The following is a 24,108-nucleotide window of genomic DNA, read 5'->3' as shown; positions in this document are numbered from 1 at the left end:
CCGCCACAGTCGTGCTCGCACCGGTTTTGGTACGAAAATGGTACAGGCACAATGGTTTTTGATTTCAACCCGCCGATTTCAGGATATGATTTAGCCGGTTTGCAAATCAGCTTCGGTCGCCTCGTGAGAGGGAGCCACAAAATAAGTATGCGATTTGCAATCCGTGGTCGGTGGCGAAGTGTAAATCAGGCACGCATCATTGGCCGCAATGCACGAGGCAACATGGGGTTGATGTTGCGATGGGTCAGTTCGATCGCACGCTGGAATACATAGACCAACTGCAGCACGCCGCGACGGCGGCGGCGGTCTGTGAAAGGCTGCTGGGCATAACATCGGATTTCGGCCTCACCGCACTGATGGCGGGAACTGTACCGCAGCCAGGCACGCCGGCCGGCCAGCAAAAGCAGCATGTGCTTCTCTGCGATTGGCCGGGCGAGTGGCTGGAGCGCTATGTCGCGCGCAACTATGTCGACCACGACCCGGTCGTCAGCCACATGAAACAGTTGCAGGCGCCCTTCCAGTGGCACGAGGCGTCGCAGGGCATCCGCATAGACAAGAGCAGCGGCGAGGTGATGGGCGATGCCGGCGCCTTCAAATTGCGTGATGGGTTGGCCTTTCCGTTGATCACGCTTGACGGCCAGATCGTCATGGTGTCGCTCGGCGGCGAGGCTGTGGAATTGTCCGCCGCCGAATTTGGCCAGGTGTCGCTGGTCTCGACCTATGCGGTTGGCCGCGCCATGCAACTCCACACCATGGCGAGCAACACCATCGATCATATCGTGCTGACGCCGCGCGAGCGCGAATGCCTGCAATGGGCCGCCGTCGGCAAGTCCGAATGGGAGATTTCGCAAATCCTCGGCATTTCCGAACACACCTCGGAGAAACATCTTCTTAACGCCAAAAGCAAACTAGGTGCCGTCAACAGGGTGCAGGCCGTCGCGGAAGCGATACGGCGCGGCTACATTAGTTAGGTCGGCCGTGCCGACCTGGAATTTTTGCCTACGCGATCACGCAATTTTCTCATCAAAGCACGGCCGTATCTTCCTCTGAACGCAGGAGACGGCGGAATGCTTTTTTCCCTTACAACCCAGGAATTGATGGAACGTCCCGACCTTTGGGAGGCCGTCCATCGGTTGCGCTACAAGATATTCGTCGAAGAGATGGGGTGGGATGACCTCAGGCGTCCCGACGGGCTCGAACTTGACCAGTTCGATCACGACGAGGCGGTCCATCAGATCGTCATCAGGGGCGGTGAAGTGGCGGGTTATCAGAGGATGTTGCCGACGACGCGGCCACATCTGCTGACCGAGGTCTTGACCGATCTTTCCGAAGGAACGCCGCCATCGGGTCCAAACATCTGGGAATTGACCCGCTACGCGGTGGCTCCCGGTTTTCGTGACGGCCGTCGCGGCGTTTCGACCGTCGGCACCGAACTGATTGCCGGTTTCGTCGAGTGGGGGCTGAAGCGCGGCGTCGACAAGGTGATCATCGAGTTCGAGCCGATGTGGGTGCTGCGCGCCTTGCAACTGCATTTCCTGGCTTCCCCGCTGGGCTATCAGCGCACCTATGGCAACCAGCAGGTCGTCGCCACCTTGCTGACCTTCAACGAACACACCCTCGATGTGGTGCGGTCGCGCCGCAATCATTTTGCTCCCGTGCTGGCCAGGGGATATCCTGACATGCTCGGGCAAAGGCGTGCGTCATGAGATCGGAGACAGCCATGAGCACACACCCGCAACCTGAACTTCGCAACCACACGCTGGTCGTCACCGTGTCGTCGAGCGACGGCCGGCCGGTGCTGGACAGGAGAGCCTATGAAAGCCTGGCAAGGACCTTCCATGAAGCCGCCGACAATGAGGAGGTTCGCGTCGTCGTGCTGCGCGGCCTGGCAGGCTGTTTCTGTCTGGGCGGCGACTTCTCCGAATTCCTCGACGCCACCAAGCACCAGAAACTGATTGCCGCCGTCACCGACCTGTTCCGCACGCTGGCGACGTTTCCCAAGCCCATCCTTGCCTGCGTCGACGGCGATGCCGTCGGTGTCGGCTGCACCATCCTGTTCCATTGCGACATGGTGATCGCGTCCGATGAGAGCACGTTCAGGGTGCCGTTCGTCGATTTCGGCCTGGTGCCGGACGCGGCGACCAGCATCCTGGCGCCGCAGAAGCTCGGCTATGCCGGTGCCTTCCGCTTCTTCTGCCTCGGCGACACGCTTCGCGCCGAGGACGCCAGGGCGCTCGGCCTGGTCGCGGAGATCGTGCCGGGAGGCACCGTCGAGGAGGCGGCCCTCGGCCGGGCAAGACAGCTCGTCAAGAAGCCGGTCGCCGCCTTGCTGCAGACGCGCGGCCTGCTGAAAGGGAACACCGAGGCCCTCTGCGACCGCATCGATCAGGAGATTTCGCTTTTCCAGCAGGCGCTGCAGGACGACACCACGCTGCGGCGATTGCAACGCATCGCCCGGCTCGCGGCCTGAGCGAAAGCCTCAAGTTCCGCGCCGCGCGGCCAAGGCCGCGCGGCGCGGAAGCGTCAATCCTGCTTGCCGAGGAATGACGGCCCTTCGCCGATGATCTTCTTATCTTCCTTGCCGATGATTTCGAGATCGCGCCCCTCATAGGGCAGAGACGACAGGATGCGCCGCATGATCGCCAGCCGCGCGCGCCGCTTGTCATTGGCCCGTACGATGATCCACGGCGCGAATTCCTTGTGGGTGCGCTCGAACATGGTGTCGCGCACCTTGGTGTAGTCGTCCCACTTGGTGATGCCTGCAACGTCGATGGGCGAAAACTTCCAGCTCTTCAGCGGGCTGTAGCGACGGTCATGGAAGCGCTCGAGCTGCGTTTCCCGGCCGATGTTCAGCCAGAATTTGAAGAAGTGGATGCCCTCGTTGGAGATCATCCGCTCGAAATGCGGTGTCTCGTCGAGAAACTGCTCGTGCTGCTGCGGGGTGCAGAAACCCATCACCGGCTCGACACCGGCGCGGTTGTACCAGGAGCGGTCGAAGGTGACGAATTCGCCTGAAGTCGGGAAGTGGTCGACATAGCGCTGGTAGTACCATTGCCCAAGCTCGGTCGGGGTCGGCTTGGTCAGCGCCACGTTGCGTGCCGTGCGCGGATTGAGGTACTGGCGCACCACGAAGATCGTGCCGCCCTTGCCGGCAGCGTCGCGGCCCTCGAACAGCGCCATCACCCGTTTGCCGGTCGACTGCAGCCAAGCCTGCGCCTTGACCAGCTCGATCTGCAGCTTCTCGAGTATCTCGTCATACTCGTCGCTTTTCATCTTCTTGTCGTAGGGATAGCCGCCAGCGGTCAGCTTGTTGTCCTCGACCCAGTCGGGAAGCACGGGATTCTCGATGTCGAACTCCCTCTCCTTGCCACCGATCCTGATCTTCAGCGGCCCCGAAGTTGGCGCGGCGGGACTTTCTTTGGCTTTTTTCATCGAGACGAACCCTTTCCAGCTTCCGGACTCATGCTATGGGGAGCCACTACAGCGTCGCGCGTCCGTTTGGATGCGCAAAGGACGCTGTAGCACTTTTGATTTGCGCATGATCCTTTCCGAAAATCGATCCCGATTTTCGGGGTCATGCGGCAAGCGGTCTAGTGGAAGTTTTCCGCCACCGTGCGACCGGGTGCGAAGACATGGGGGCAGGTCCACGAGCGAATGGCTGACCTGGACACAGAGCAGAGAGGCATGACGCAAACCATGGCCGCACGGCTGTGGCATAGCCGCTGGCTGCTTGCGGCCGGCGTCACCGCGGTCGTCGCCGTCTATGCCTTGGCCGGGATTTCAGCCTATGTCGTCCTCGCGGCGCTGCTGTTGCTGCTTGCAGCGGCCATACTGCCGGCCACTGGCGCGCGCCAATCCACCGGCAGCGGCGCTGCCATCGAGGCCATCGGCCTGCAGCGGCTCTCTGGTGAATATCTGGCCGCCGCCGTCGCCGATCCGCTGATCATCTTCGATCGGACCGCCACCATCGTCCATGCCAACGCCGCCGCCTTCGCCGCCTTCGGTGGCATCGCGCCAGGCATGTCGCTGTCGTTGAAATTCCGGGCGCCGGAGATGCAGACCCTGCTGGACGGCGTGCTATCAGGCGATATCGCCTCCGATGTCGTCGACTACATGGAGAAGCTGCCGGTCGAACGGGCCTACCGGGTGAGTGTGTCCTCGGTCGGTCACGCCACCGATCTCTATGTGCTGGTGTTCAAGGACCAGAGCGAAGCACGCAGGATCGACCGTATGCGCGCCGATTTCATTGCCAATGCCAGCCATGAACTGCGCACGCCGCTCGCCTCCATCGCCGGCTTTATCGAAACGCTGCGCGGGCCAGCCCGCAACGACGCGGCGGCGCGCGACCAGTTTCTGCAGATCATGCAGAGCCAGACCGGTCGCATGGCGCGTCTGATCGACGATTTGTTGTCGCTGTCGCGGCTCGAGATGAAACCCTATCTGAAGCCGGGAACCGAGGTGGATCTGCGGCAGACAGTCGACAGCGTCATCGACTCGCTCGGACCGCTGGCCAGCGAAAACGCCGTTGCCATCGAGCGGCACTACGCCGATGGGCCGCTTCATGTGCCTGGCGATCGCGATGAGCTTTTCCAGGTTTTCGAGAACCTCTTGGAAAACGCCTGCAAATACGGGCAGTCGGGTGAGCGCGTGGTTGTATCCATAGCCCATAGCGACGCCGGATCAGAACCGGGCATCGACGTGACGATCAGGGACTTTGGCCCTGGCATTCCCGAGGAGCACATTCCGCGCATTACCGAGCGCTTCTACCGCGTCGACGTCGAGACCAGCCGGACCCAGAAGGGTACCGGCCTCGGCCTGTCGATCGTCAAGCATATACTGACGCGCCACAACGCCCGGCTTTCGATCAAGTCCGAAGTCGGCAACGGCGCGGCATTCTCGGTTCATTTGCCGACGCACTGATATCGCCCTAATTCAAGGGGACTGTTTCTTTTTTCTGTCATCCGGCTAGCGTATCAGCGGGGATTCGAGGAAACGACTCAAAATCAAAACACCCCGTGGGAAGGCATTTTGCCATGCAGTCCGTGCACATCGTCAGCGCTTATGACGAGGAGTTGAAATATCTGTCGAAGCGCATCGCCGCGATGGGAGGCCATGCCGAGCGCATGGTCGAGCAGGCGGTCACCGCTCTCGTCAATGCCGACCCAGGCCTTGCCCAGAAGGTCATCCGCGACGATACCGTACTGGACGAGGGCCAGCGCGAAATCGACGACAAGGCGATCATCATCATCGCCAAGCGTCAGCCGATGGCGTCGGATTTGCGCGAGATCGTCGGGACCATTCGCATCTCCGCCGACCTCGAACGGGTTGGCGATCTCGCCAAGAACGTTGCCAAGCGGGTGGTCGCCGTCACCGACGGACGCCAGCCGACCAGCCTGTTCCGAGGCCTCGAGGCCCTGTCCAACCTGGCGTTGACCCAGCTCAAGGAAGTGCTCGACGTCTACGCGTCTCGCTCGGTGGAGAAAATCGGCTTCGTGCGCGATCGTGACGACCAGATCGACGCCATGTACACATCGCTGTTTCGCGAATTGCTGACCTACATGATGGAAGATCCGCGCAACATCACGCCCTGCACGCATCTGCTGTTTTGCGCCAAGAACATCGAGCGTATCGGTGATCACGCCACCAACATAGCCGAGACCATCTACTACATCGTCACCGGCGATCAGTTGCCGGCTGAGCGGCCCAAGGGCGACAAGACCGACAAGATCAGCCTTTCCGAGACGCAGCCGGTGAAGTGAACGCGCCTCTCGAACCGCCATCCGATTTACGCTAAGCTTTCCGGGCCTTGCCTCTATCCTCGTCCGTGGATTTGCTCCGGGAGGTCGTGATGGAAAATGTTCGGAACCTGACCCCGGCGCCTGCGTCGATATCCGGCATTGTCGCTTGCGGCGTTTACACGGCCGGGCGCCGCATCGCCGACATTCCCATCGAGGAAGCCGGCGAATGGGCAAAAAAATCCGGCCATGTCGTCTGGATCGGCCTGCTGGAGCCCGACCGTAACCTGTTGCTGCGCGTCCAGGCGCAGTTTCACCTGCATGAACTGGCGATCGAGGATGCCGAGCACCCGCACCAGCGGCCGAAGATCGAGCAATATGGCGACGCCTTGTTCATCGTCGCCCGCACCGCACAGCTGATCGACGGCCGGGTCACCTTCGGCGAGACCCATTTGTTCGTCGGCTCAGGCTACATCGTCAGCGTCAGGCACGGTCCCTCGACGTCCTATGCCGCCGTTCGTCAGCACTGGGAAAGCTGCCCGCATTCGCTGGCCAAGGGTGAGGATTTCGTCCTCTATGCCATTCTCGATTTCATCGTCGACAATTACATGCCGGTGCTCGAGCAGATCGAGGACGAAGTCGAGGCGATCGAGGACAAGGTTCTGCTGAAGCCAATGACCGCTCCCGACATCGAACGGCTCTATATGCTGCGCCGCGATCTCCTGCGCCTGCGCAATGCCGCGCTTCCGCTGGTCGAAGTCTGCCGACGGCTGACCAGCGCCGAGCTGCCGCAGATACATACCGCCATGCACCCGCTGTTCCGCGACGTGACCGACCACATCCGCACCGTCCAGGAGAAGATCGACAGCCTGCGCGAAGTGCTGGCGTTCGCTTTCGAGGCCAGCCTCCTGGTCGGCCAGAGTCAGGAAACGGCGAACACCAAGAAACTCGCCTCCTGGGCCGCGATCCTGGCGGTGCCCACGGCGCTCGCCGGCATCTACGGCATGAACTTCGACAGTATGCCGGAACTGAAGATGGAATACGGCTATCCGGTGGTGCTGGGCGCTATCGCGCTCATCTGCACGTTTCTCTACTGGCGGTTCAGGAAGAACGGTTGGCTGTGAGAAGAGAGCGAATAGGGAGTAGCGAATAGCGAACACAAAAACGGCTTGCTTCCTGTGACGGAAGGCAAGCCGTTTCTATTCGCTATTCGCTATTCGCTATTCGCTATTCGCTATTCGCTATTCGCTATTCGCTATTCGCTATTCGCTATTCGCTCAGCGACTCCGCCGCCGCTCCGATGCCGGCTGGAACGCCACGCGGGCGTGATATTTGCAGTAGGGTCCGGTTTCGGCGGCTTCGTTGCCGCAGAAATGGAAGTCCTCTGAAAGCGGGTCACCGTTCGGCCATTTGCAGGTTCGCTCGGTCAGCTCGACCAGCTGCAGATGCCGCGAGATCGGCAGCACGACATTCTCGACCGGACGGATGTAATGGCGTGCCACGGGTTCGGCGTCGAACTGCGTCTGCAAGGCGGTCGCGCCGATCGATGTCGTGACATGGCGTGCCGTGGTTGCAGCGCGTGATACCGATTTCTGGACGGTCGATCCTTGCGCTGCCTTCTTCTGGCGTGCCGGTGTGGCGGTCGAGCGTCCGCGGCCCGACAGTTTCAGCCGATGCACCTTCCCGATGACCGCGTTGCGGCTGACCCCTCCAAGCTGCGCAGCAATCTGGCTTGCGCTCAGACCCTCCGACCACAGTTTTCTCAAGAGTTCTACCCGCTCGTCAGTCCAGTTCATGAGACCGCGCTCCTCTAAGCGTGCGGCAATCGGAATCCTTCTCCCGACCCGGCAACATTTGCCAGGGCAGACACCACATATATCTGGTGATTAGGTCCGCCGCACGAAATCTAGTTATTTCTCAACTACAACTACTCTATGCGCTGACTCGGTGACAAGAGTCCCAAGTGCAACACGAATCGGTTTTTTCGGTTTTCCCCAACTTGCCCGGTCGCTGATGAGCCGGCGTCCCGTCGGAGGGCTTGCCGCGCGCCACTACGCGACGTTTTCGTTGACTTCATGGCCGAAAAACGGGATAAGCCGCACAGGCCGCCGCTTTGGCGGCTTTTTTGATTTTCCGGTACCGGAGACGCATATAATGAGCGGTTCGGCGCTTTACGAGACCTTTGCTCGCGCACCCCTGGCCTTCGACCACGGGGAAGGCACCTGGCTGGTTACCGACAAGGGCGAGCGATATCTCGATTTCGCCGGCGGCATCGCCGTCAATTCGCTGGGCCACAGCCATCCGCATCTGGTCGCCGCACTCACCGAGCAGGCCGCCAAGCTCTGGCATGTTTCCAACCTCTATGAGATTCCGGGGCAGAGCCGGCTTGGCGAGCGGCTGGCCGACGCCACCTTCGCCGACAAGGTGTTCTTCACCAATTCCGGCGCCGAGGCGCTGGAATGCGCGATCAAGACGGCGCGGCGCTGCCATTTCGTCAAAGGAAATCCCGAGCGCTTCCGCGTCATCACCTTTGAGGGCGCCTTCCATGGCCGCACGCTGGCGACCATCGCGGCTGGCGGCCAGTACAAATATCTCGAAGGCTTCGGCCCTAAGGTCGAAGGTTTCGATCAGGTCGGCTTCGACGATATCGACGCCGCCGAAAAGGCGATCACGCCGGAGACGGCCGCGATCCTGATCGAGCCGGTGCAGGGCGAGGGCGGTATCCGCCCGGTGCCGACGCAGTCGCTGAAGCGGCTCAGGCAATTGTGCGAACAGCACGGCCTGCTGTTGATCTACGACGAGGTCCAGTGCGGCATCGGCCGCACCGGCAAGCTGTTCGCGCATGAATGGTCAGGTGTCACGCCAGACATCATGGCGATCGCCAAGGGTATTGGCGGCGGCTTCCCGATGGGCGCCTGCCTTGCCACGGATGAAGCGGCCGTAGGCATGACTGCTGGCGTGCACGGCACCACTTTCGGCGGCAACCCGCTTGCCATGGCGGTCGGCAACGCCGTGCTCGATGTCGTGCTGGAAGACGGCTTCCTCGAAGATGTCCAGCGCAAGGCGCTGCTGATGAAGCAGGGACTGGCGTCGGTCGCCGACGAGTTTCCCGAAATCATCGAGGACATCAGGGGTGCCGGGCTGATGCTCGGCCTCAAATGCGCCATGCCCAACACCAAGGTGAACATGGCCTTGCGCGACCAGCACCTGCTGGCGGTTCCGGCCGGCGACAACGTCATTCGCCTGTTGCCGCCGCTCACCGTCACCGACGCCGAGATCCATGACGCGCTCAACCGCATCCGCGCCGGCGCCAAGGGCCTGGCGGAGGCGATCGCTTCCGCCGCGGCGAAGTAATCCCGGAACCATTGCAGATGTCAGTTCGCCATTTCACCGATCTTTCCACCGTTTCCGAAGGCGATCTGCGCTTGATGCTGGACGATGCGGTGGTGCGAAAGGCGCGCCTCAAGGCCGGCGAACGCACCAAACCGCTCGAAGGCAAGGTGCTGGCAATGATCTTCGACAAGCCGTCGACGCGCACGCGCGTCTCCTTCGACGTCGGCATGCGGCAGCTCGGCGGCGAGACCATCATGCTGACCGGCACCGAGATGCAGCTCGGCCGCTCCGAGACCATTGCCGACACCGCCAAGGTGCTGTCGCGCTATGTCGATGCGATCATGATCCGCACCACCTCGCATGAGCGCCTGCTGGAATTGACCGAGAACGCCACCGTGCCGGTGATCAATGGATTGACCGACGACACCCATCCCTGCCAGCTGATGGCCGATATCATGACCTTCGAGGAACATCGCGGTCCGGTCGCCGGCAAGACCATCGCCTGGACCGGCGACGGCAACAATGTGCTGCATTCCTTACTTGAGGCCTCGGCCCGGTTCCGCTTCAACCTCAACGTCGCCGTGCCCGAGGGCAGTGAGCCGGCGCAGAAGCATATCGACTGGTCGCAGGCGCATGGCGGCAAGCTGCACTTCACCCGCTCGCCCGAGGAAGCCGTCGATCAGGCCGACTGCATCGTCACCGATTGCTGGGTGTCGATGGGCCAGGAGCATCGCGCCCGCGGCCACAATGTGTTCTCGCCCTATCAGGTCAACGCCAAGCTGATGGCCAAGGCCAAGCCGGACGCGCTGTTCATGCATTGCCTGCCGGCGCATCGTGGCGAGGAAGTGACGGACGACGTCATCGACGGGCCGCATTCGGTGGTCTTCGACGAGGCCGAGAACCGGCTCCATGCCCAGAAGGCCGTGCTTGCCTGGTGTCTCGGCGCTTGAAGTGTCTCGGCGCTTGAAGTGTCTGGGCGCTTGATCCCCGGGAGCTTGATCTGCGAGGGTGTGATGCCTATTTGCGCCGCATCACGCAAATCAAGCGCGTTTCGACGCATGCGCCCCGGAGGGCGGCATGGCCGCGCCCTGGAGCTTTGTCATGTTGGAAACCTATCAAGTGACTGAACATCACCCCAAACTCGGCGAATTTGGCTATGCCGGCGACGATCATGTCGTGCCGTTCGAGGTCGGCCCGCTCGATGTGCGGGGCCGCACCGTCCAACTCGGGCCGATGCTCGACGCCATCCTCGGCCGCCACGATTATCCCGAGCCGGTCGCCCGCCTGCTGGCAGAGGCCTGTGTGCTGACCGTGCTGCTCGGCACCTCGCTGAAGTTCGAGGGCAAGTTTATCCTGCAGACCCGCACCGACGGGCCTGTCGACATGCTGGTCGCGGATTTTTCCACGCCCTCGGCGCTGCGCGCCTATGCGCGTTTTGACGCCGACCGGCTGGAAGCGCTTGTCGCGGCCGGCGAAACTTCCCAGCAGACGCTGCTCGGCAGCGGCGTGCTGGCGCTGACCATCGACCAGGGCGCTCACACGCAGCGCTACCAGGGCATCGTCCAACTCGACGGCGAGACGCTGGAAGATGCGGCACGCACCTATTTTCGCCAGTCGGAACAGATCCCGACCGATCTCAGGCTGTCGGTGGCCAAGCTTTTGACGCCCGGTCCTGGCGGTGCCCGCGAGCAGTGGCGCGCCGGTGGTATCCTGGCGCAGTTCCTGCCGCAGTCGCCCGAGCGCATGCGCGTCCCGGACCTGCCGGGTGGCGATGGCGATCCGCGCGAGGAGATCCACGACCCGGTCGACAATTCCTGGCAGGAGTTGCTGGCGCTGCTCGGCACGATCGAACCGACCGAACTGATCGACCCGACGATCGGTGCCGAGCGGCTGCTTTACAGGCTGTTCCACGAGCATGGCGTGCGCGTCTTCGGCGGCGTCCCGGTCGCCGACCAGTGCTCGTGCTCCAAGGACAAGATCCGCGGCATCCTCGAGGGTTTTTCCGCGCAGGAGATCAAGGACAGCACCGAGGATGGTGGCATCCACGTCGCCTGCGAATTCTGCTCGAAGCAATATGACTTCGACCCGGCGGAATTCGCGGCTCAGTAGCAGGGTTTTTCCTTCTCCCCGTTTACGGGGAGAAGGTGCCCGAAGGGCGGATGAGGGGGCAGCGCGAACTTTGGCGAATGGCCGCGTGTGTCCACTCAGACGTTGTCGTGCTTGGGAGATAATCTCACGAGTTCGGTGCCGCCCCTCATTGCCCTGCCGGGCATTTCTCCCCGTAGAACGGGGAGAAAGGCGCTAATTCACCGTCCGCCGCGTCCCCGGCAGGTCCAGCGAAAACGCCGGAATGGCGATGTCGAACGTCTCGCCCTGCTGGTTGCGCATCGTGTAGTGCCCGACCATGATGCCGGATGGTGTCGAGAGCGGGCAACCGGACGTGTATTGGTAGCTGTCGCCGGGATTGAGTTCGGGCTGGTCGCCGACGACGCCGGGGCCGCGCACTTCCTCGACGCGGCCAGTGCCGTCGGTGATATGCCAATAGCGCGACAGAAGCTGCACGAAGTCGTCCGACTGATTGTCGATCGTTATTTGATAGCCCCAGACATAGCGGTTCTCCGAGGGATCCGAACGGTCCTCCAGATAGAATGGCCTGACCTGCACTTCGATGTTGCGCGTGACGGCGCTATACATAAGCGGCTCCAAAAAACGGTTCCAGCGGAACTTTCGGCGCTCTGTGCGGTTAGGTCAACCGACCGAAGCCTCCTCTGGCCGACCTCGCGGGCAGGTGCCGACAAAGAATGTCATTTAAGTGACATATGACAATGATGGTGTGCGCGGACTGGTGATGCGCGACTCGGGCGCTCTGCTGAACTGTTGAAACCGGCCATCTTGTGGACCGGTTTTCCTGGAGTGACCGGATCTCGATGGAACTCACTCTCATAGCCGCCACGCTTTCAACTGTCCTCATCCTCTCGAATCTCGCCAGCATCGTGCTCGCCGCTTCGCGTCTGAAACGGCGCCACACCATTGGGCCGCCGGCCGCCAAGCCGCGGCCGGTGTCGATCGTCGTGCCGTCGCGCGGCGTCGAGCCGTTCACGCAGGAGACGCTGGAACGCGCCTTCTCGCTCGATTGGCCGCGCTACGAGTTGATTTTCTGCGTTGCCCATGCCGACGATCCGGTGGTCAAATTGATAAACAGGACGATCGTCCGGTTTCCGAAAGTGCCAGCCCGGCTGCTTATCGGCGACGACCGCATCAGCGCCAATCCGAAACTCAACAATTGCGTCAAGGGCTGGGAAGCGGCGCGGCACGACTGGGTCGTCCTGGCCGATTCCAACGTGCTGATGCCGAGAGACTACGTCCAGCACCTGATGGCTGCCTGGCGGTCCGGCACCGGCCTTGTCTGCTCGACGCCGATCGGCTCCCGGCCTGCCGGCTTCTGGGCCGAGGTCGAATGCGCTTTCCTCAACACGCTGCAGGCGCGCTGGCAATATGCCGGCGAGGCGCTCGGCCTTGGCTTTGCCCAGGGCAAGAGCATGCTCTGGAACAAGCCGATGCTCGACGCCAATGGCGGCATCCGCGCGCTGGCCGCCGAGATCGCCGAGGACGCCGCCGCGACCAAGCTGGTGAACAGCCTCGGCTTGCGCGTCAATCTCGTCGCCGCCCCCTTCGAGCAGCCGCTTGGCCGGCGCTCGTTTGACGAGATCTGGTCGCGTCAGGCCCGTTGGGCGCGCCTGCGCCGCGTCACTTTCCCGCTGTTCTTCGCACCCGAAATCCTGACCGGCGCCTTGGTGCCGCTGGTGCTTGCGCTGATTGCCGCAGCCAGTGCCGGTTTCAGCCTCTGGGCAACCGCCATTGCCGTACTGGCGGCCTTCTACCTTCCGGAGTGCGCCCTGGCCTGGTCCAAGGGCTGGTACCTGTCGCCACGCATGGTCGCCGCGATCATGGCGCGCGACCTGATCCTGCCGGCGATGTGGGGACGCGGCTGGCTCGGCGGCGCCGTCGACTGGCGCGGCAATGCGATGACCATCGGCACCAAGACGGCCGAGCTGGAAGAGACGCCGTCCGGCGCCTGAAGGCGTCAGCTAGGTTTGACCGCTGGAATAATTATCGTATATACGGAAATGTTGCGTTAGGCTCTATTTTTGTGTATACATAATTTATGGGAACGCACCGGCGGCGATGCAGTTCGAGTGGGATGAAAACAAGGCCAGGACGAACAGGGCCAAGCATGGCGTGGATTTTGCGATCGCACCATCCTTCGACTTCGCCAACGCCGCTATCAGGCTCGACGACAGCGAGGACTTTGGCGAGGACCGCCTCGTTGCCATCGGTCTGATCGGAACTGGCGTCCATGTGATGGTTTATGTCGAGCGACGATACGCCATCCGCGTTATTTCGCTGCGCAAGGCCACAAGGCAGGAAATTACGGACTATGTCGAAAACCTCTAAGACGATCGTACGCCGTGAGGCTGCTGCGCCCCAGCTGTCACGTGCTGACGCTTTGGCGTTGGCCAAAAAGGCGCTTGCCGCGATGACCGACGAAGAAGATGCCAAGATCACCGCTGCGGCCGAAGCCGATCCGGATGCGCAGCCAACCGATGCCGTTTCGCGCCGCAAGGTTGGCCGGCCGCCGCTTGCCCGGCCCAAACGTGCCGTACAGCTACGCCTCGACGCCGACGTTCTCGACCGCTTCAAGGCCGCTGGCGATGGCTGGCAGACCCGCATGAACGAAGTGCTGCGCAAGGCGGTCGGCCTGTAATCCTGTGACGACGCTCGCGCGCGCTACCTGGCCTTCAGCGCCTGCGCGATGTCCTCGAGCAGATCGTCGGTGTCCTCCAGCCCAACCGAAAGTCTGAGCGTGCCCGGCCCGATGCCGAGCTCGGCGCGCGCCTCGTCGCTCAAATTCTTATGCGTCGTCGTCGCCGGATGGGTGATCAGGCTCTTGGCGTCACCGAGATTGTTGGAGATCAAGACGATGTCGAGCGCGTTCTGCAAGGCGAAGGCCGCCTGCTTGCCGCCCTTGACGTCGAGGCAGATCAGCGTCGAGCCGCCCGACATCTGCTTCTTGACGATGTCGGCCTGCGGATGGTCGGCCCGCCCGGGATAGATGACGCGGGCGATTTCCGGCCGCTCGGCCAGGAAATCCGCGATCCGGCCGGCACTTTCCGTCTGCTGGCGCACACGAAGCGGCAGCGTCTCCAGGCCCTTCAGCAGCGTCCAGGCGTTGAACGGCGACAGGCTTGGACCGGTATGGCGGAAATAATCGTGCAGGTTCTCGTCGATCCACTTCTTGTCCGACAGGATGACGCCGCCGAGACAGCGCCCCTGGCCGTCTATGTGCTTGGTCGCCGAATAGACGACGATATGGGCGCCGAGCTGCAAGGGCTTCTGCTGCAGGGGCGTGGCGAAGACATTGTCGACGATCAGCCTTGCGCCGATCGAATTGGCAAGCGAGGCGACAGCGGCGATATCGACCACTTCCAGCGTCGGATTGGTCGGGCTTTCCAGGAAGAACAGCTTGGTGTTCGGCTTGACCGCCTTTTCCCAGTTGGCGATGTCGGTGCCGTCGACCAGCGTCGCCTCGATGCCGTATCTCGGCGCCAGCGTCTCGACCACCCAGCGGCAGGAGCCGAACAGCGCACGTGCCGCCACGATATGGTCGCCGGCCTTGGCGCTGCACAGAAGGGCGGCCGTCACCGCCGCCATGCCCGACGCGGTGGCGCGCGCGTCTTCGGCGCCTTCCAGGGCGCACATGCGTTTTTCGAACATGTCGACGGTCGGATTGGCGTAGCGCGAATAGATGAAGCCCGGTTCCTCACCCTTGAAACGGGCTTCGGCGGCCTGCGCCGTTTCGTAGACATAGCCCTGGGTGAGGTAGATCGCTTCCGACGTTTCGCCGAAACCGGAACGCAGCGTTCCGCTGTGCACGAGTGCCGTCTGAGGCTTCCAGTTGTGCTTCTTGGTGCTCATCGCTTTTCTTCCAGACACAAAAAAACCGGCCGCGAAAGTCGCAACCGGTCCATACGGCCTTGCGGCCCGACGGTCCTTTAGCGACTTGTTTAACGTGGCTGCAAGCCGACCGGCCAAATCACCACGGGATAACGACCCTTTAGACCCGCGCCACGCTTGCGTCAATTGCCGGCTTCATTAAGAGGTTTGTACCAAGCAGGTTCCGCAAAAGTGTTCCACGGTTTTGCGACCAGAACCTGCGACAAGAAAAACGTCTGACCTAGGAGTGGAGCCTTGCGGCAGACAGGCATTCTTCCCGATCAGGACATATCGGCGCTGTTCCAGTCCGGCGCGCTGAAGTCGGCGCGTGCGCTCGACGCCGACCAGATCCAGCCGGCCAGTCTCGATCTCAGGCTCGGCGACAAGGCCTGGCGGGTGCGGGCCTCCTTCCTGCCCGGCCCCAACCACAAGGTCTCGGAAAAGCTCGACCGGCTGCAGCTGCACGAGATCAGTCTTGCCGAGGGCGCGGTGCTGGAGACCGGCTGCGTCTATATCGTGCCCTTGCTTGAAAGCCTGGCATTGCCGGCTGATATTTCGGCCTCGGCCAATCCGAAGAGCTCGACCGGGCGGCTTGACATCTTCACCCGGGTTATGACCGATCGCGGCCACGAGTTCGACAAGATCGCTGCCGGCTATCACGGCCCGCTGTTTCTGGAAGTCAGCCCCCGCACCTTCCCGATCGTCGTGCGCACCGGCTCACGCCTGTCGCAAATCCGCTTCCGCACCGGCAATGCGCTGCTCTCCGAAGTCGAGCTGCACGCCCTGCATCGCGCCGAGATGCTGGTCGCTACCGAGCCGCCGAACATTTCCGGCGGCGGCATCGCGCTGTCGATTGACCTCAACGGCGACCAAAACGGCCTGGTCGGCTACCGCGGCAAGCATCACACCGGCCTCGTCGATGTCGACAAGCGCGCCGCGCAGGAAGTCGTCGACTTCTGGGAGCCGATCCACAAGAGCGGCGCCGGCGAACTGGTGCTCGATCCCGACGAGTTCTACATCCTCGTCAGCCAGGAGGCGGTGCACGTGCCGCCGCTCTACGCCGCCGAGATGACGCCCTTCGATCCGCTGGTCGGCGAATTCCGCGTCCATTATGCCGGCTTCTTCGATCCGGGCTTCGGCCACTCCGCGTCCGGCGGCACCGGCAGCCGGGCGGTGCTGGAGGTGCGCAGCCACGAAGTGCCGTTCATCCTCGACCACGGCCAGATCGTCGGCCGGCTGGTCTACGAGCATATGCTGAAGCGGCCGCAGGCGCTCTATGGCACCGATCTCGGTTCCAACTATCAGGCGCAGGGTCTGAAGCTGTCCAAGCATTTTCGCGCCGCGCGCTGACCCCCATTGCCCCAAGGCAAAATACTTGCCTGTACCGGCTCGCCATGCTTGGCTGCCTTGCCGCCCGTCAAGCTGGCGGCGTTCAAGGGGAACCAAGAAAATGCGATTTTCGAAATGGGTCATATCGGCGGCAGGCGCTGCCATGCTGGCAACACTGGCCGGCTCTCTGTCGGTGCAGGCGGCGGAGAAAATCAAGATCGGCACCGAGGGCGCCTATCCGCCGTTCAACACCATTACCGCCGACGGCAAGGTCGAAGGCTTCGACATCGACATCGCCAATGCGCTGTGCGCGCAGATGAAGGTCGAATGCGAGATCGTCACCCAGGATTGGGACGGCATTATTCCCGCTTTGCAGGCCAAGAAGTTCGACGCCATCATCGCCTCGATGAGCATCACCGAGGAGCGCAAGAAGCAGGTCGCCTTCACCAACAAATACTATACGACACCGCTGGCTCTGGTGGCGCCGAAGGACAGCGACCTGACCTCGACCGAACCGGCGGCGCTTGCCGGCAAGACGGTCGGCGCCCAGGCTTCGACCACGCAGGCCGACTATGCCCAGAATGAATATGGCAAGGCGGGCGCGGAGGCCAAACTCTATCCGACCCAGGAAGAGGCGATCACCGACCTGACCAACGGTCGTCTTGACGCCGTGATCTCTGACAAGTTCGTGCTGATGGATTGGCTGAAGAAGGCAAGCGACGGCTGCTGCAAGCTGGTCGGCGACGTCAAGGGCACCGAAACGCAAGCCGGCATTGCCGTGCGCCTGGAAGACACGGCCCTGCGCGACAAGCTCAACGCGGCCATCGATGCGATCGTTGCCGACGGCACCTACAAGAAGATCCAGGCCAAATATTTCGACTTCGATATTTATTGAGGCTGGCGCTTCTTCCCTTCTCCCCTTGTGGGAGAAGGTGTCGCCGAAGGCGACGGATGAGGGGTGTTCCAGGGAACGCCAACGTCTTATTTCGCTGGAACACCCCTCATCCGTCTCGGCGCTAACGCGCCGATCCACCTTCTCCCACAAGGGGAGAAGGAAAAAGGCGCTACCTCAAAGCGCCTTCACAGCCACCTTCACCGGCTTTTCGATCTCCAGCGGGTTGCGCAGCGGCAGGCCGAAGTCCCCGGCCTCGATCTCGAACACATCGCCGGCCTCGGTCCTGATGCCGTCGGCGAAAGAGAGCGTGGCCGTGCCGAACATATGCACATGCACGTCGCCCGGCTGGCGGAAGGCCGCGTATTTGAAATGGTGATGTTCGAGATTGGCGATGGTGTGCGACATGTTCGCTTCGCCGGACAGGAACGGCTTTTCCCACAGCACCTCGCTGTCGCGCACGATGCGCGAGGTGCCGCGGATATCGGGCGGCAGGTCGCCGATCAGGATTTCCGGACCGAACGAGGCGTTGCGCAGCTTGGAATGGGCGAGGAACAGATAGTTCACGCGCTCGGTCACGTGGTCGGAAAACTCGTTCGACAGCGTGAAGCCGACGCGGAAAGGTGCGCCGTCGTCGCCGATGACATAGATGCCGGCCACCTCGGGCTCTTCGCCGGCGTCCTTGGCAAAGGCCGGTGACAGAAGTGCGGCACCTGGCGCCACCGCCATCGTGCCGTTGCCTTTGTAGAACCATTCCGGCTGCACGCCGATCTGGCCATTCGCCGGCTTGCCGCCCTCCAGCCCCATGCGAAACATCTTCATGGAATCGGTGAGCTGCTCCTCGCCGTCGGCGCTCAGCTTCTTGTGCATGGAATCGCGCGTCGCGGCGGAGCCGAGATGCGTCAGCCCGGTGCCGGTCAGGTGCAGATGCGCCGGATCAGGATGATTGATCGGCGACAGCAGCCGCCCCTTCTTGTAAGCGGCCTCGAGATCGACCGTCTCGCCAAGCCCCTTGCGTTCGATCAGCGCGACGAGGCCGACGCCGGTGCGGGCGGCCTCCATCGCCAGCGAATAGACGCTGCGGGCGCCATTGATGATCCGGGTCTTGCCGCCATTGCGGGCGACGACGCGGATGGTCTCGGCGTCGTCGAGGATCTGGGAGATCAGCATGATGAATCCTCTCTCATTTGCCTTGGCAGGACTGCCAAAACGGCAGACCTTACTCAGCGCGGCCGGGACCTCGTCCATGCCACGGTTTAAATTCTCAGTTCGGATTGCGCTCGCGGGCCTGGTCCCTCAGGGACTTCTGTTACCAGCGGGTTGCCGGCAGCGCCGCGATCGTATGCCTCCTGCTTGCCTCGCCTAGAGCAGTTCACCGTTTCACGGAAACGGCGAACCGCTCTAACTCATTGTCTTGGCGCAATTCCAGGCGGAAAACCGTTTCACACTTTTCCTTGGAATTGCTCTTAAGCCCGTTCAAGCCTTGTTCTTGTTGTAGACGTCGAAGATCACGGCACCGAGCAGCACCAGGCCTTTGACCACCTGCTGCCAGTCGACATTGACGCCCATGATCGACATGCCGTTGTTCATCACGCCCATGATGAAGCCGCCGACCACCGCGCCGATGACCTGACCGACGCCGCCCATCGCCGAGGCGCCGCCGATGAAGACGGCGGCGATGACGTCGAGCTCGCTGCCGAGGCCCGCGGCCGGCACCGCCTGTCCCAGTCGCGCCGCGATGATCAGGCCGCCGAGCGCCGACAGCACGCCCATATTGATGAACACCATCAGCGTCAGCCGCTCGGTGTTGATGCCTGACAGCTGCGCGGCCTTGGAATTGCCGCCCATGGCATAGATACGGCGGCCGATGGTCATGCGCTTGGTGACGAAGACGAACAGCGAGATCAGCACGCCCATGACGAGCAGCACCACCGGCAGGCCCCTGTAGCTGGCGAACTGGTAGACCAGGAACAGCGCCAGCGCGCTGCCGACCAGCGTCTTGACGACGAACAGGGCAAAGGGCTCGGCCTCATAGCCATGGCGTTCGCGCTTGCGGCGCGTCCTCACCCCGAAATAGGCGTAGGCCAGCACAGCGATCAGGCCCAGCACGATCGTCGTCATGTGCAGCGTCAGGCCGCTGCCCATGATGGTCTTGCCGGCCGCGTTCACCGTAGGCGGGATCAGCGTCAGCGGGCCGATGACATCCGGGATGAAGCCGGAGCTGAGCGCCTTGAAGCCATCGGGTAGCGGCCCCACCGAGGATCCGCCGCCCAGCAGGGCCTGGCAGATGCCGCGGAAGATCAGCATGCCGGCCAGCGTGACGATGAAGCTCGGTATTCGGTGATAGGCGATCCAATAGCCTTGCGCGGCGCCGATCGCGCCGCCCACGATCAGGCAGATGATCGACACCAGCAGCGGATTGCTGAACGGACCGAGCGGCCAGATGACCATCATCATCGCCGCCAGCGCGCCGATGAAGCCAGCGACCGAGCCAACGCTTAGATCGATATGGCCGGAGACGATGACCAGCAGCATGCCCAGCGCCATCACGATGATGAACGAGTTCTGCTGCACCAGGTTGCTAAGATTCACCGGCTTGAACAGCGTTCCGTTCGTGGTGAACTGGAAGAACACCATGATGGCGATCAGCGCCAGGATCAGGCCGTATTCGCGCAGGTTCGTCGTCAGCGCCGAGACGGCGATGCGTGGGCGCTGCTCTTCGGCGACGTTGCCCTGCGGGGCGGGGGCGCTTTCGGTGCTCATGCTGCTTTTCCTTCTCCACGAACGATGGCGCGCATTATTTTTTCCTGGCTTGCTTCCGCGGCGGGCATTTCGCCCACGATGCGCCCTTCGTTCATGACGTAGATGCGGTCGGTGATGCCAAGCAATTCCGGCATTTCCGACGAGATGACGACGATCGCCTTACCCTCAGCCGCGAGACGGGCGATGATCGTATAGATTTCGTACTTGGCGCCGACATCGATGCCGCGCGTCGGCTCGTCGAGGATCAGCACGTCCGGGTCGGCGAACAGCCATTTCGACAACACCACTTTCTGCTGGTTGCCGCCGGAGAGATTGCCGGTCATCTGATAGACGCTGGAAGCGCGGATATTGGTCTTCTTGCGATAGTCGTTGGCAACGGCGAGCTCGCGCATGTCGTCGATCACGCTGTGGCGCGAGACGCCGCCAAGATTGGCCAGCGTGATGTTGTGCTTGATATGGTCGATGAGGTTGAGACCGTAGGTCTTGCGGTCCTCTGTGACGTAGGCGATGCCGTGTTGGACCGCCTTGCTCACCGAGGATACGTCGACCGGTTTGCCCTTGAGCAGCACCTCGCCGGAGATGCGGCGGCCGTAGGAGCGGCCGAACAGGCTCATGGCGAATTCGGTGCGGCCAGCGCCCATCAGCCCGGCAATGCCCACCACTTCGCCCTTGCGCACGTTGATGTCGATGCCCTTGATCACCTGCCGCTCGGCATGGATCGGGTGATAGACCGACCAGTTCTTCACTTCGAACACGACCTCGCCGATGTCAGGCTCGCGCGGCGGATAGCGGTCGTCGAGTGAGCGGCCGACCATCGAAGTGATGATGCGGTCTTCAGAGATGTCCTTCTTGGCCAGCGTCTCGATGGTGCGCCCGTCACGAATGACCGTGACCTTGTCGGCGACCCGGTTCACCTCGTTGAGCTTGTGCGAGATCAGGATCGAGGTCATGCCCTGCCGCTTGAATTCGAGCAGAAGGTCGAGCAGCGCCTGGCTGTCCTTTTCGCTGAGCGACGCCGTCGGCTCGTCGAGGATCAGGAGCTTGACTTCCTTGCTCAACGCCTTGGCGATCTCGACCAGCTGCTGCTTGCCGACGCCGATATTGGTGATCAGCGTCTTGGGGTCCTCCTTGAGGCCCACCTTCTTCAACAGGGCGCTGGTGCGCGCCTCGTTGGAATTCCAGTCGATGATGCCGTATCTGGCGTGCTCGTTGCCGAGGAAGATGTTTTCGGCGATCGACAGCATCGGCACCAGCGCAAGTTCCTGGTGGATGATGACGATGCCCTTGCGCTCGCTGTCATGGATGCCTTTGAACTGGCATTCCTCGCCGTTAAAGATGATCTGGCCGTCATAGGTTCCTGAGGGATAGACGCCCGACAGCACCTTCATCAGCGTCGACTTGCCGGCGCCGTTTTCGCCGACCACGGCATGAATCTCGCCTTCCTCGACGCTGAGGTTGACGTTCGACAGCGCCTTCACGCCGGGGAACGTCTTGGTGATGTCGCGCATCTCCAAAATCGTCGGGGCCATGGGGACTACCGCTCCTTGAGAGGTCGGCAAACATTGCCGGCGAGGTCGGCGACAATACCGGGCTCGCTGGTGAACGAAAAGGGGCCCTGCGTTGCGCAGGACCCCTGATTTTGTAACCGGGATTACTTCAGTTCGTCGGCCTTGATGTAGCCGGAGTCGACGACCAGCGCCTGGTAGTTCGACTTGTCGACCTCATGCGGCGTCAACAGGATCGAGGGGACGACCTTGACGTCGTTGTTGTAGGTCTTTTCATCGAGGCCGTCCGGCTTGCCGCCCGAGAGCACCTTGTCGACGAGTTCGACGGTGGCCTTGGCCAGTTCGCGGGTGTCCTTGAACACGGTCGAGTACTGCTCGCCCGTGATGATGAGCTTGACCGAAGCGGTCTCGGCGTCCTGGCCGGTCACAACAGGCCACGGCTGAGCCTCGGTGCCGTAGCCGACGGCGCGTAGCGAGGCGGTGATGCCGCGCGACAGGCCGTCATAGGGCGAAAGAACGCCATCGACGCGGCTGCCGTCCGAATAGTTGGCCGACAGCAGATTGTCCATGCGCGCCTGGGCAGTGGCGGCGAGCCAACGCAGCGTGCCGACCTTGTCCATGCCGGTCTGGCCGGACTTTATCTTGATCGAGCCGTCGTCGATCAGCGGCTGCAGGACGGAGATCGCACCGTCGTAGAAGAAGAAGGCGTTGTTGTCGTCGGGCGAGCCGCCGAACAGTTCGACGTTCCACGGCTTGGTGTTCGGGAAGCGCTCCTTGAGGCCCTTGACCAGCGAATTCGCCTGGATCACGCCGACGCCGAAATTGTCGAAGGTGGTGTAGTAGTCGACATTGGCGGTCTTCTTGATCAGGCGGTCATAGGCGACGACGACGACGCCCGCGTCAGCGGCCTTCTGCAGAGCATCCGACAGGGTGGTGCCGTCGATCGAAGCAATGATCAGCGCCTTCGGGCCTTTGGTGATTTCGTTTTCCAGCTGGCTGAGCTGGTTGGGGATGTCGTCCTGCGCGTATTGCAGGTCGACGGTGTAGCCGAGAGCCTCGAGCTGGGACTTGACGGCGTCGCCGTCATTGATCCAGCGCTGCGAGGTCTTGGTCGGCATCAGCACGCCGACAAGACCCTTGTCGGCTGCGTGCGCCGAGTAGGTTATGGCAGCGATGCCAAGGGCCGCGACGGCGGCCAGTGTCTTGATGATTTTCACTTTAACTCTCCCTGTTTGATGGACGCGGCACCCCGGGGGTCGCGGGCCGCGCAATCGTGCAGAAGCGCCAAGGGCACTGCTGCCGTCATATCGATCTCCGGTATCCTCCCATGGCCCCGAGACGCTGATTCAATCGATACGATTTTTCTCGTCAGCGACCGTCACGTCTTGGAACGCGCGGAGGGTGTGGGTCTTTGCCATAACTGTCAAATGCGATCTTTGATGGTTGCTATATCATGGTTGGTATATGTATTGGGACGTGACGGGCTGACTCCAATGTCGGCCGTACACGAGCAGAAGGCAGGGAAAAGCGATGGCGCGGCCCGGGAATCCGACAACAGCTTCAAATGGTTACAGAGAAGCACCGGGCGATGGCGAAACCCTGCTGCGCAGCGGTCTCAGTCTGCGTCACATGCGCATGATCGTCGCGCTCGACGACCATGGCCGGGTCAGCGCGGCAGCCCAGGTTCTGAACATTTCGCAGCCGGCCGCCTCGCGCATGATCGCGGAGATGGAGGCGGTGCTGGAGGTCAAGCTGTGCGAGAGGCTGCCGCGCGGTATCACCTTGACGCCATACGGCAAGGCTTTGGCCAGGCGGGCGCGCTCGATCCTGCTGGAGATGCGCGAGGTGGACCGCGAGATTTCCGAACTCAAGGCGGGCAAGGGCGGTTCGGTTTTCCTGGGTGCCGTGACCGCGCCGGCAATCGAACTGGCGGTGCCGGCGATTCGTGAAATCCGCCGCATCTATCCGCGCATCGAGATCACCATGCAGGTCGAGACCTCCAATGTGCTGGCACGCGAGCTGATCGCCACGCGCCATGACTTCATCATCGCGCGCATCCCGGACGATCTCAATCCGCGGCTGTTCGAGTCGCGCGTCATCGGGGTGGAGAAGGCCTGCCTGATCGTGCGCCGGGGCCATCCGCTCACCAAGGGCGAGGCGGTGCGGCTGGAAGAGACCGCCGCCTATGACTGGGTCTTCCAGTCTGGCGGCTCGCCCTTGCGCCAGGCCATGGAGAGCAACTTCCTCAACCGCAACATCGCTTTGCCGGACCGTATCCTGAACACCAGTTCGCTGCTCCTGACCCTGGTCATGGTCGCGCAATCCGATGCCATCGCACCGGTCTCTGTCCAGGTGGCGAAATTCATCCAGAACCCTGACGGGCTGGCCGGCGCCATCGACGTCGTCCAGACCGAATTCGACATCGAGGTCAGGCCCTACAGCCTGATCACGGTCAGGAATCGCGCACTGTCGCCGGCTGCCAAGATGCTGCACGACTTCATTCTGAGGGAAGTGGGATGATGGCTCGCTCGGGTAAGGTTTTCCGGCGAAAGCACCG

The 24,108-nt window shown here is 62.3% G+C and carries 23 protein-coding genes and 1 riboswitch; of the genes, 15 read left to right on the top strand and 8 right to left on the bottom strand.

Annotation, left to right across the window (positions count from 1 at the left end; genetic code table 11):
• Window positions 1–239 precede the first annotated feature (239 nt).
• The 3 genes from EJ079_RS02205 to EJ079_RS02195 all read left to right on the top strand — a co-directional run bounded on the left by EJ079_RS02205 (window position 240) and on the right by EJ079_RS02195 (window position 2,470).
• The gene (locus EJ079_RS02205) at window positions 240–971 is read left to right on the top strand and encodes a LuxR family transcriptional regulator (protein WP_127267150.1); all 732 of its coding nucleotides are present in this window, start codon (window positions 240–242) and stop codon (window positions 969–971) included.
• Window positions 972–1,067: 96 nt separating this feature from the next.
• Entirely contained in the window at window positions 1,068–1,706 is a 639-nt protein-coding gene (locus EJ079_RS02200; protein ID WP_127807937.1) for an acyl-homoserine-lactone synthase, read from the top strand.
• 14 nt (window positions 1,707–1,720) lie between these two features.
• A complete protein-coding gene (locus EJ079_RS02195) occupies window positions 1,721–2,470 on the top strand; it encodes an enoyl-CoA hydratase-related protein (RefSeq protein ID WP_013533649.1) in 750 nt (249 codons plus the stop codon).
• A 53-nt stretch (window positions 2,471–2,523) separates the two neighbouring features.
• Here EJ079_RS02195 and ppk2 read toward each other — a convergent pair whose 3' ends face one another.
• Entirely contained in the window at window positions 2,524–3,432 is a 909-nt protein-coding gene (gene ppk2, locus EJ079_RS02190) for a polyphosphate kinase 2 (RefSeq protein ID WP_127807936.1), read from the bottom strand.
• 222 nt (window positions 3,433–3,654) lie between these two features.
• Here ppk2 and EJ079_RS02185 point away from each other — a divergent pair, with 222 nt between their 5' ends.
• The 3 genes from EJ079_RS02185 (at window position 3,655) to EJ079_RS02175 (ending at window position 6,859) form a co-directional block, all read left to right on the top strand.
• The gene (locus tag EJ079_RS02185; RefSeq protein WP_127807935.1) at window positions 3,655–4,920 is read left to right on the top strand and encodes an ATP-binding protein; all 1,266 of its coding nucleotides are present in this window, start codon (window positions 3,655–3,657) and stop codon (window positions 4,918–4,920) included.
• Window positions 4,921–5,033: 113 nt separating this feature from the next.
• Window positions 5,034–5,759 (top strand): phosphate signaling complex protein PhoU, encoded by a 726-nt coding sequence (phoU, locus tag EJ079_RS02180; protein ID WP_127807934.1) that lies wholly within the window; start codon window positions 5,034–5,036, stop codon window positions 5,757–5,759.
• Between the two features lie 89 nt (window positions 5,760–5,848).
• Window positions 5,849–6,859, top strand: coding sequence for a magnesium and cobalt transport protein CorA (locus EJ079_RS02175; RefSeq protein ID WP_127807933.1), 1,011 nt, complete (start codon window positions 5,849–5,851; stop codon window positions 6,857–6,859).
• Between the two features lie 153 nt (window positions 6,860–7,012).
• Here EJ079_RS02175 and EJ079_RS02170 read toward each other — a convergent pair whose 3' ends face one another.
• Complete coding sequence (locus tag EJ079_RS02170; RefSeq protein ID WP_127267146.1) at window positions 7,013–7,531, bottom strand: GcrA family cell cycle regulator; 519 nt, start codon at window positions 7,529–7,531, stop codon at window positions 7,013–7,015.
• Between the two features lie 358 nt (window positions 7,532–7,889).
• Here EJ079_RS02170 and EJ079_RS02165 point away from each other — a divergent pair, with 358 nt between their 5' ends.
• The 3 genes from EJ079_RS02165 (at window position 7,890) to EJ079_RS02155 (ending at window position 11,177) form a co-directional block, all read left to right on the top strand.
• Window positions 7,890–9,089, top strand: coding sequence for an aspartate aminotransferase family protein (locus tag EJ079_RS02165; RefSeq protein WP_127807932.1), 1,200 nt, complete (start codon window positions 7,890–7,892; stop codon window positions 9,087–9,089).
• 17 nt (window positions 9,090–9,106) lie between these two features.
• A complete protein-coding gene (argF, locus tag EJ079_RS02160) occupies window positions 9,107–10,018 on the top strand; it encodes an ornithine carbamoyltransferase (RefSeq protein ID WP_127807931.1) in 912 nt (303 codons plus the stop codon).
• Window positions 10,019–10,145: 127 nt separating this feature from the next.
• On the top strand, window positions 10,146–11,177 hold the full coding sequence (locus EJ079_RS02155) for an Hsp33 family molecular chaperone (protein ID WP_127807930.1): 1,032 nt from the start codon (window positions 10,146–10,148) through the stop codon (window positions 11,175–11,177).
• Window positions 11,178–11,369: 192 nt separating this feature from the next.
• Here the strand turns inward: EJ079_RS02155 and apaG are convergent, their stop codons facing one another.
• On the bottom strand, window positions 11,370–11,762 hold the full coding sequence (apaG, locus tag EJ079_RS02150) for a Co2+/Mg2+ efflux protein ApaG (RefSeq protein ID WP_127319328.1): 393 nt from the start codon (window positions 11,760–11,762) through the stop codon (window positions 11,370–11,372).
• A 233-nt stretch (window positions 11,763–11,995) separates the two neighbouring features.
• On the opposite strand from apaG, the gene EJ079_RS02145 reads away from it, so the two are divergent.
• The 3 genes from EJ079_RS02145 (at window position 11,996) to EJ079_RS02135 (ending at window position 13,833) form a co-directional block, all read left to right on the top strand.
• Window positions 11,996–13,147: a ceramide glucosyltransferase gene (locus EJ079_RS02145; protein WP_127276809.1), complete on the top strand. Its 1,152-nt coding sequence runs from the start codon at window positions 11,996–11,998 to the stop codon at window positions 13,145–13,147.
• A 106-nt stretch (window positions 13,148–13,253) separates the two neighbouring features.
• Window positions 13,254–13,523, top strand: a complete 270-nt coding sequence (locus EJ079_RS02140) for a BrnT family toxin (protein ID WP_127399269.1) — start codon at window positions 13,254–13,256, stop codon at window positions 13,521–13,523.
• The gene (locus tag EJ079_RS02135; RefSeq protein WP_236383388.1) at window positions 13,507–13,833 is read left to right on the top strand and encodes a BrnA antitoxin family protein; all 327 of its coding nucleotides are present in this window, start codon (window positions 13,507–13,509) and stop codon (window positions 13,831–13,833) included. The genes EJ079_RS02140 and EJ079_RS02135 overlap by 17 nt, the downstream gene beginning before the upstream one ends.
• Before the next feature lie 23 nt (window positions 13,834–13,856).
• Here EJ079_RS02135 and EJ079_RS02130 read toward each other — a convergent pair whose 3' ends face one another.
• Complete coding sequence (locus tag EJ079_RS02130; protein WP_023811337.1) at window positions 13,857–15,044, bottom strand: O-succinylhomoserine sulfhydrylase; 1,188 nt, start codon at window positions 15,042–15,044, stop codon at window positions 13,857–13,859.
• 57 nt (window positions 15,045–15,101) lie between these two features.
• A riboswitch (SAM riboswitch) is annotated at window positions 15,102–15,179 on the bottom strand.
• 138 nt (window positions 15,180–15,317) lie between these two features.
• Here EJ079_RS02130 and EJ079_RS02125 point away from each other — a divergent pair.
• Both EJ079_RS02125 and EJ079_RS02120 read left to right on the top strand, forming a co-directional pair.
• Entirely contained in the window at window positions 15,318–16,412 is a 1,095-nt protein-coding gene (locus EJ079_RS02125; protein ID WP_127807929.1) for a 2'-deoxycytidine 5'-triphosphate deaminase, read from the top strand.
• 100 nt (window positions 16,413–16,512) lie between these two features.
• Window positions 16,513–17,286, top strand: coding sequence for an ABC transporter substrate-binding protein (locus EJ079_RS02120; RefSeq protein WP_127415834.1), 774 nt, complete (start codon window positions 16,513–16,515; stop codon window positions 17,284–17,286).
• A 174-nt stretch (window positions 17,287–17,460) separates the two neighbouring features.
• On the opposite strand, the gene araD1 is transcribed toward EJ079_RS02120, so the two are convergent.
• The 4 genes from araD1 to chvE all read right to left on the bottom strand — a co-directional run bounded on the left by araD1 (window position 17,461) and on the right by chvE (window position 22,768).
• Complete coding sequence (gene araD1 / locus EJ079_RS02115; RefSeq protein ID WP_127266707.1) at window positions 17,461–18,453, bottom strand: AraD1 family protein; 993 nt, start codon at window positions 18,451–18,453, stop codon at window positions 17,461–17,463.
• Window positions 18,454–18,759: 306 nt separating this feature from the next.
• Window positions 18,760–20,046 (bottom strand): multiple monosaccharide ABC transporter permease, encoded by a 1,287-nt coding sequence (gene mmsB / locus EJ079_RS02110; protein ID WP_127395811.1) that lies wholly within the window; start codon window positions 20,044–20,046, stop codon window positions 18,760–18,762.
• Window positions 20,043–21,575: a multiple monosaccharide ABC transporter ATP-binding protein gene (gene mmsA, locus EJ079_RS02105; protein WP_127330894.1), complete on the bottom strand. Its 1,533-nt coding sequence runs from the start codon at window positions 21,573–21,575 to the stop codon at window positions 20,043–20,045. The genes mmsB and mmsA overlap by 4 nt, the downstream gene beginning before the upstream one ends.
• 122 nt (window positions 21,576–21,697) lie before the next feature.
• A complete protein-coding gene (chvE, locus tag EJ079_RS02100) occupies window positions 21,698–22,768 on the bottom strand; it encodes a multiple monosaccharide ABC transporter substrate-binding protein (protein ID WP_127807928.1) in 1,071 nt (356 codons plus the stop codon).
• 313 nt (window positions 22,769–23,081) lie between these two features.
• Here chvE and EJ079_RS02095 point away from each other — a divergent pair, with 313 nt between their 5' ends.
• Entirely contained in the window at window positions 23,082–24,071 is a 990-nt protein-coding gene (locus tag EJ079_RS02095) for a LysR family transcriptional regulator (protein WP_127411597.1), read from the top strand.
• The last annotated feature ends 37 nt before the right edge of the window (window positions 24,072–24,108 follow it).

Source organism: Mesorhizobium sp. M7A.F.Ce.TU.012.03.2.1, from assembly GCF_004006095.1.
Taxonomy (GTDB): Bacteria; Pseudomonadota; Alphaproteobacteria; order Rhizobiales; family Rhizobiaceae; genus Mesorhizobium.
The sequence above is the reverse complement of the archived record's forward strand: the minus strand, read 5'-3'. Positions and strand labels throughout refer to the sequence as shown.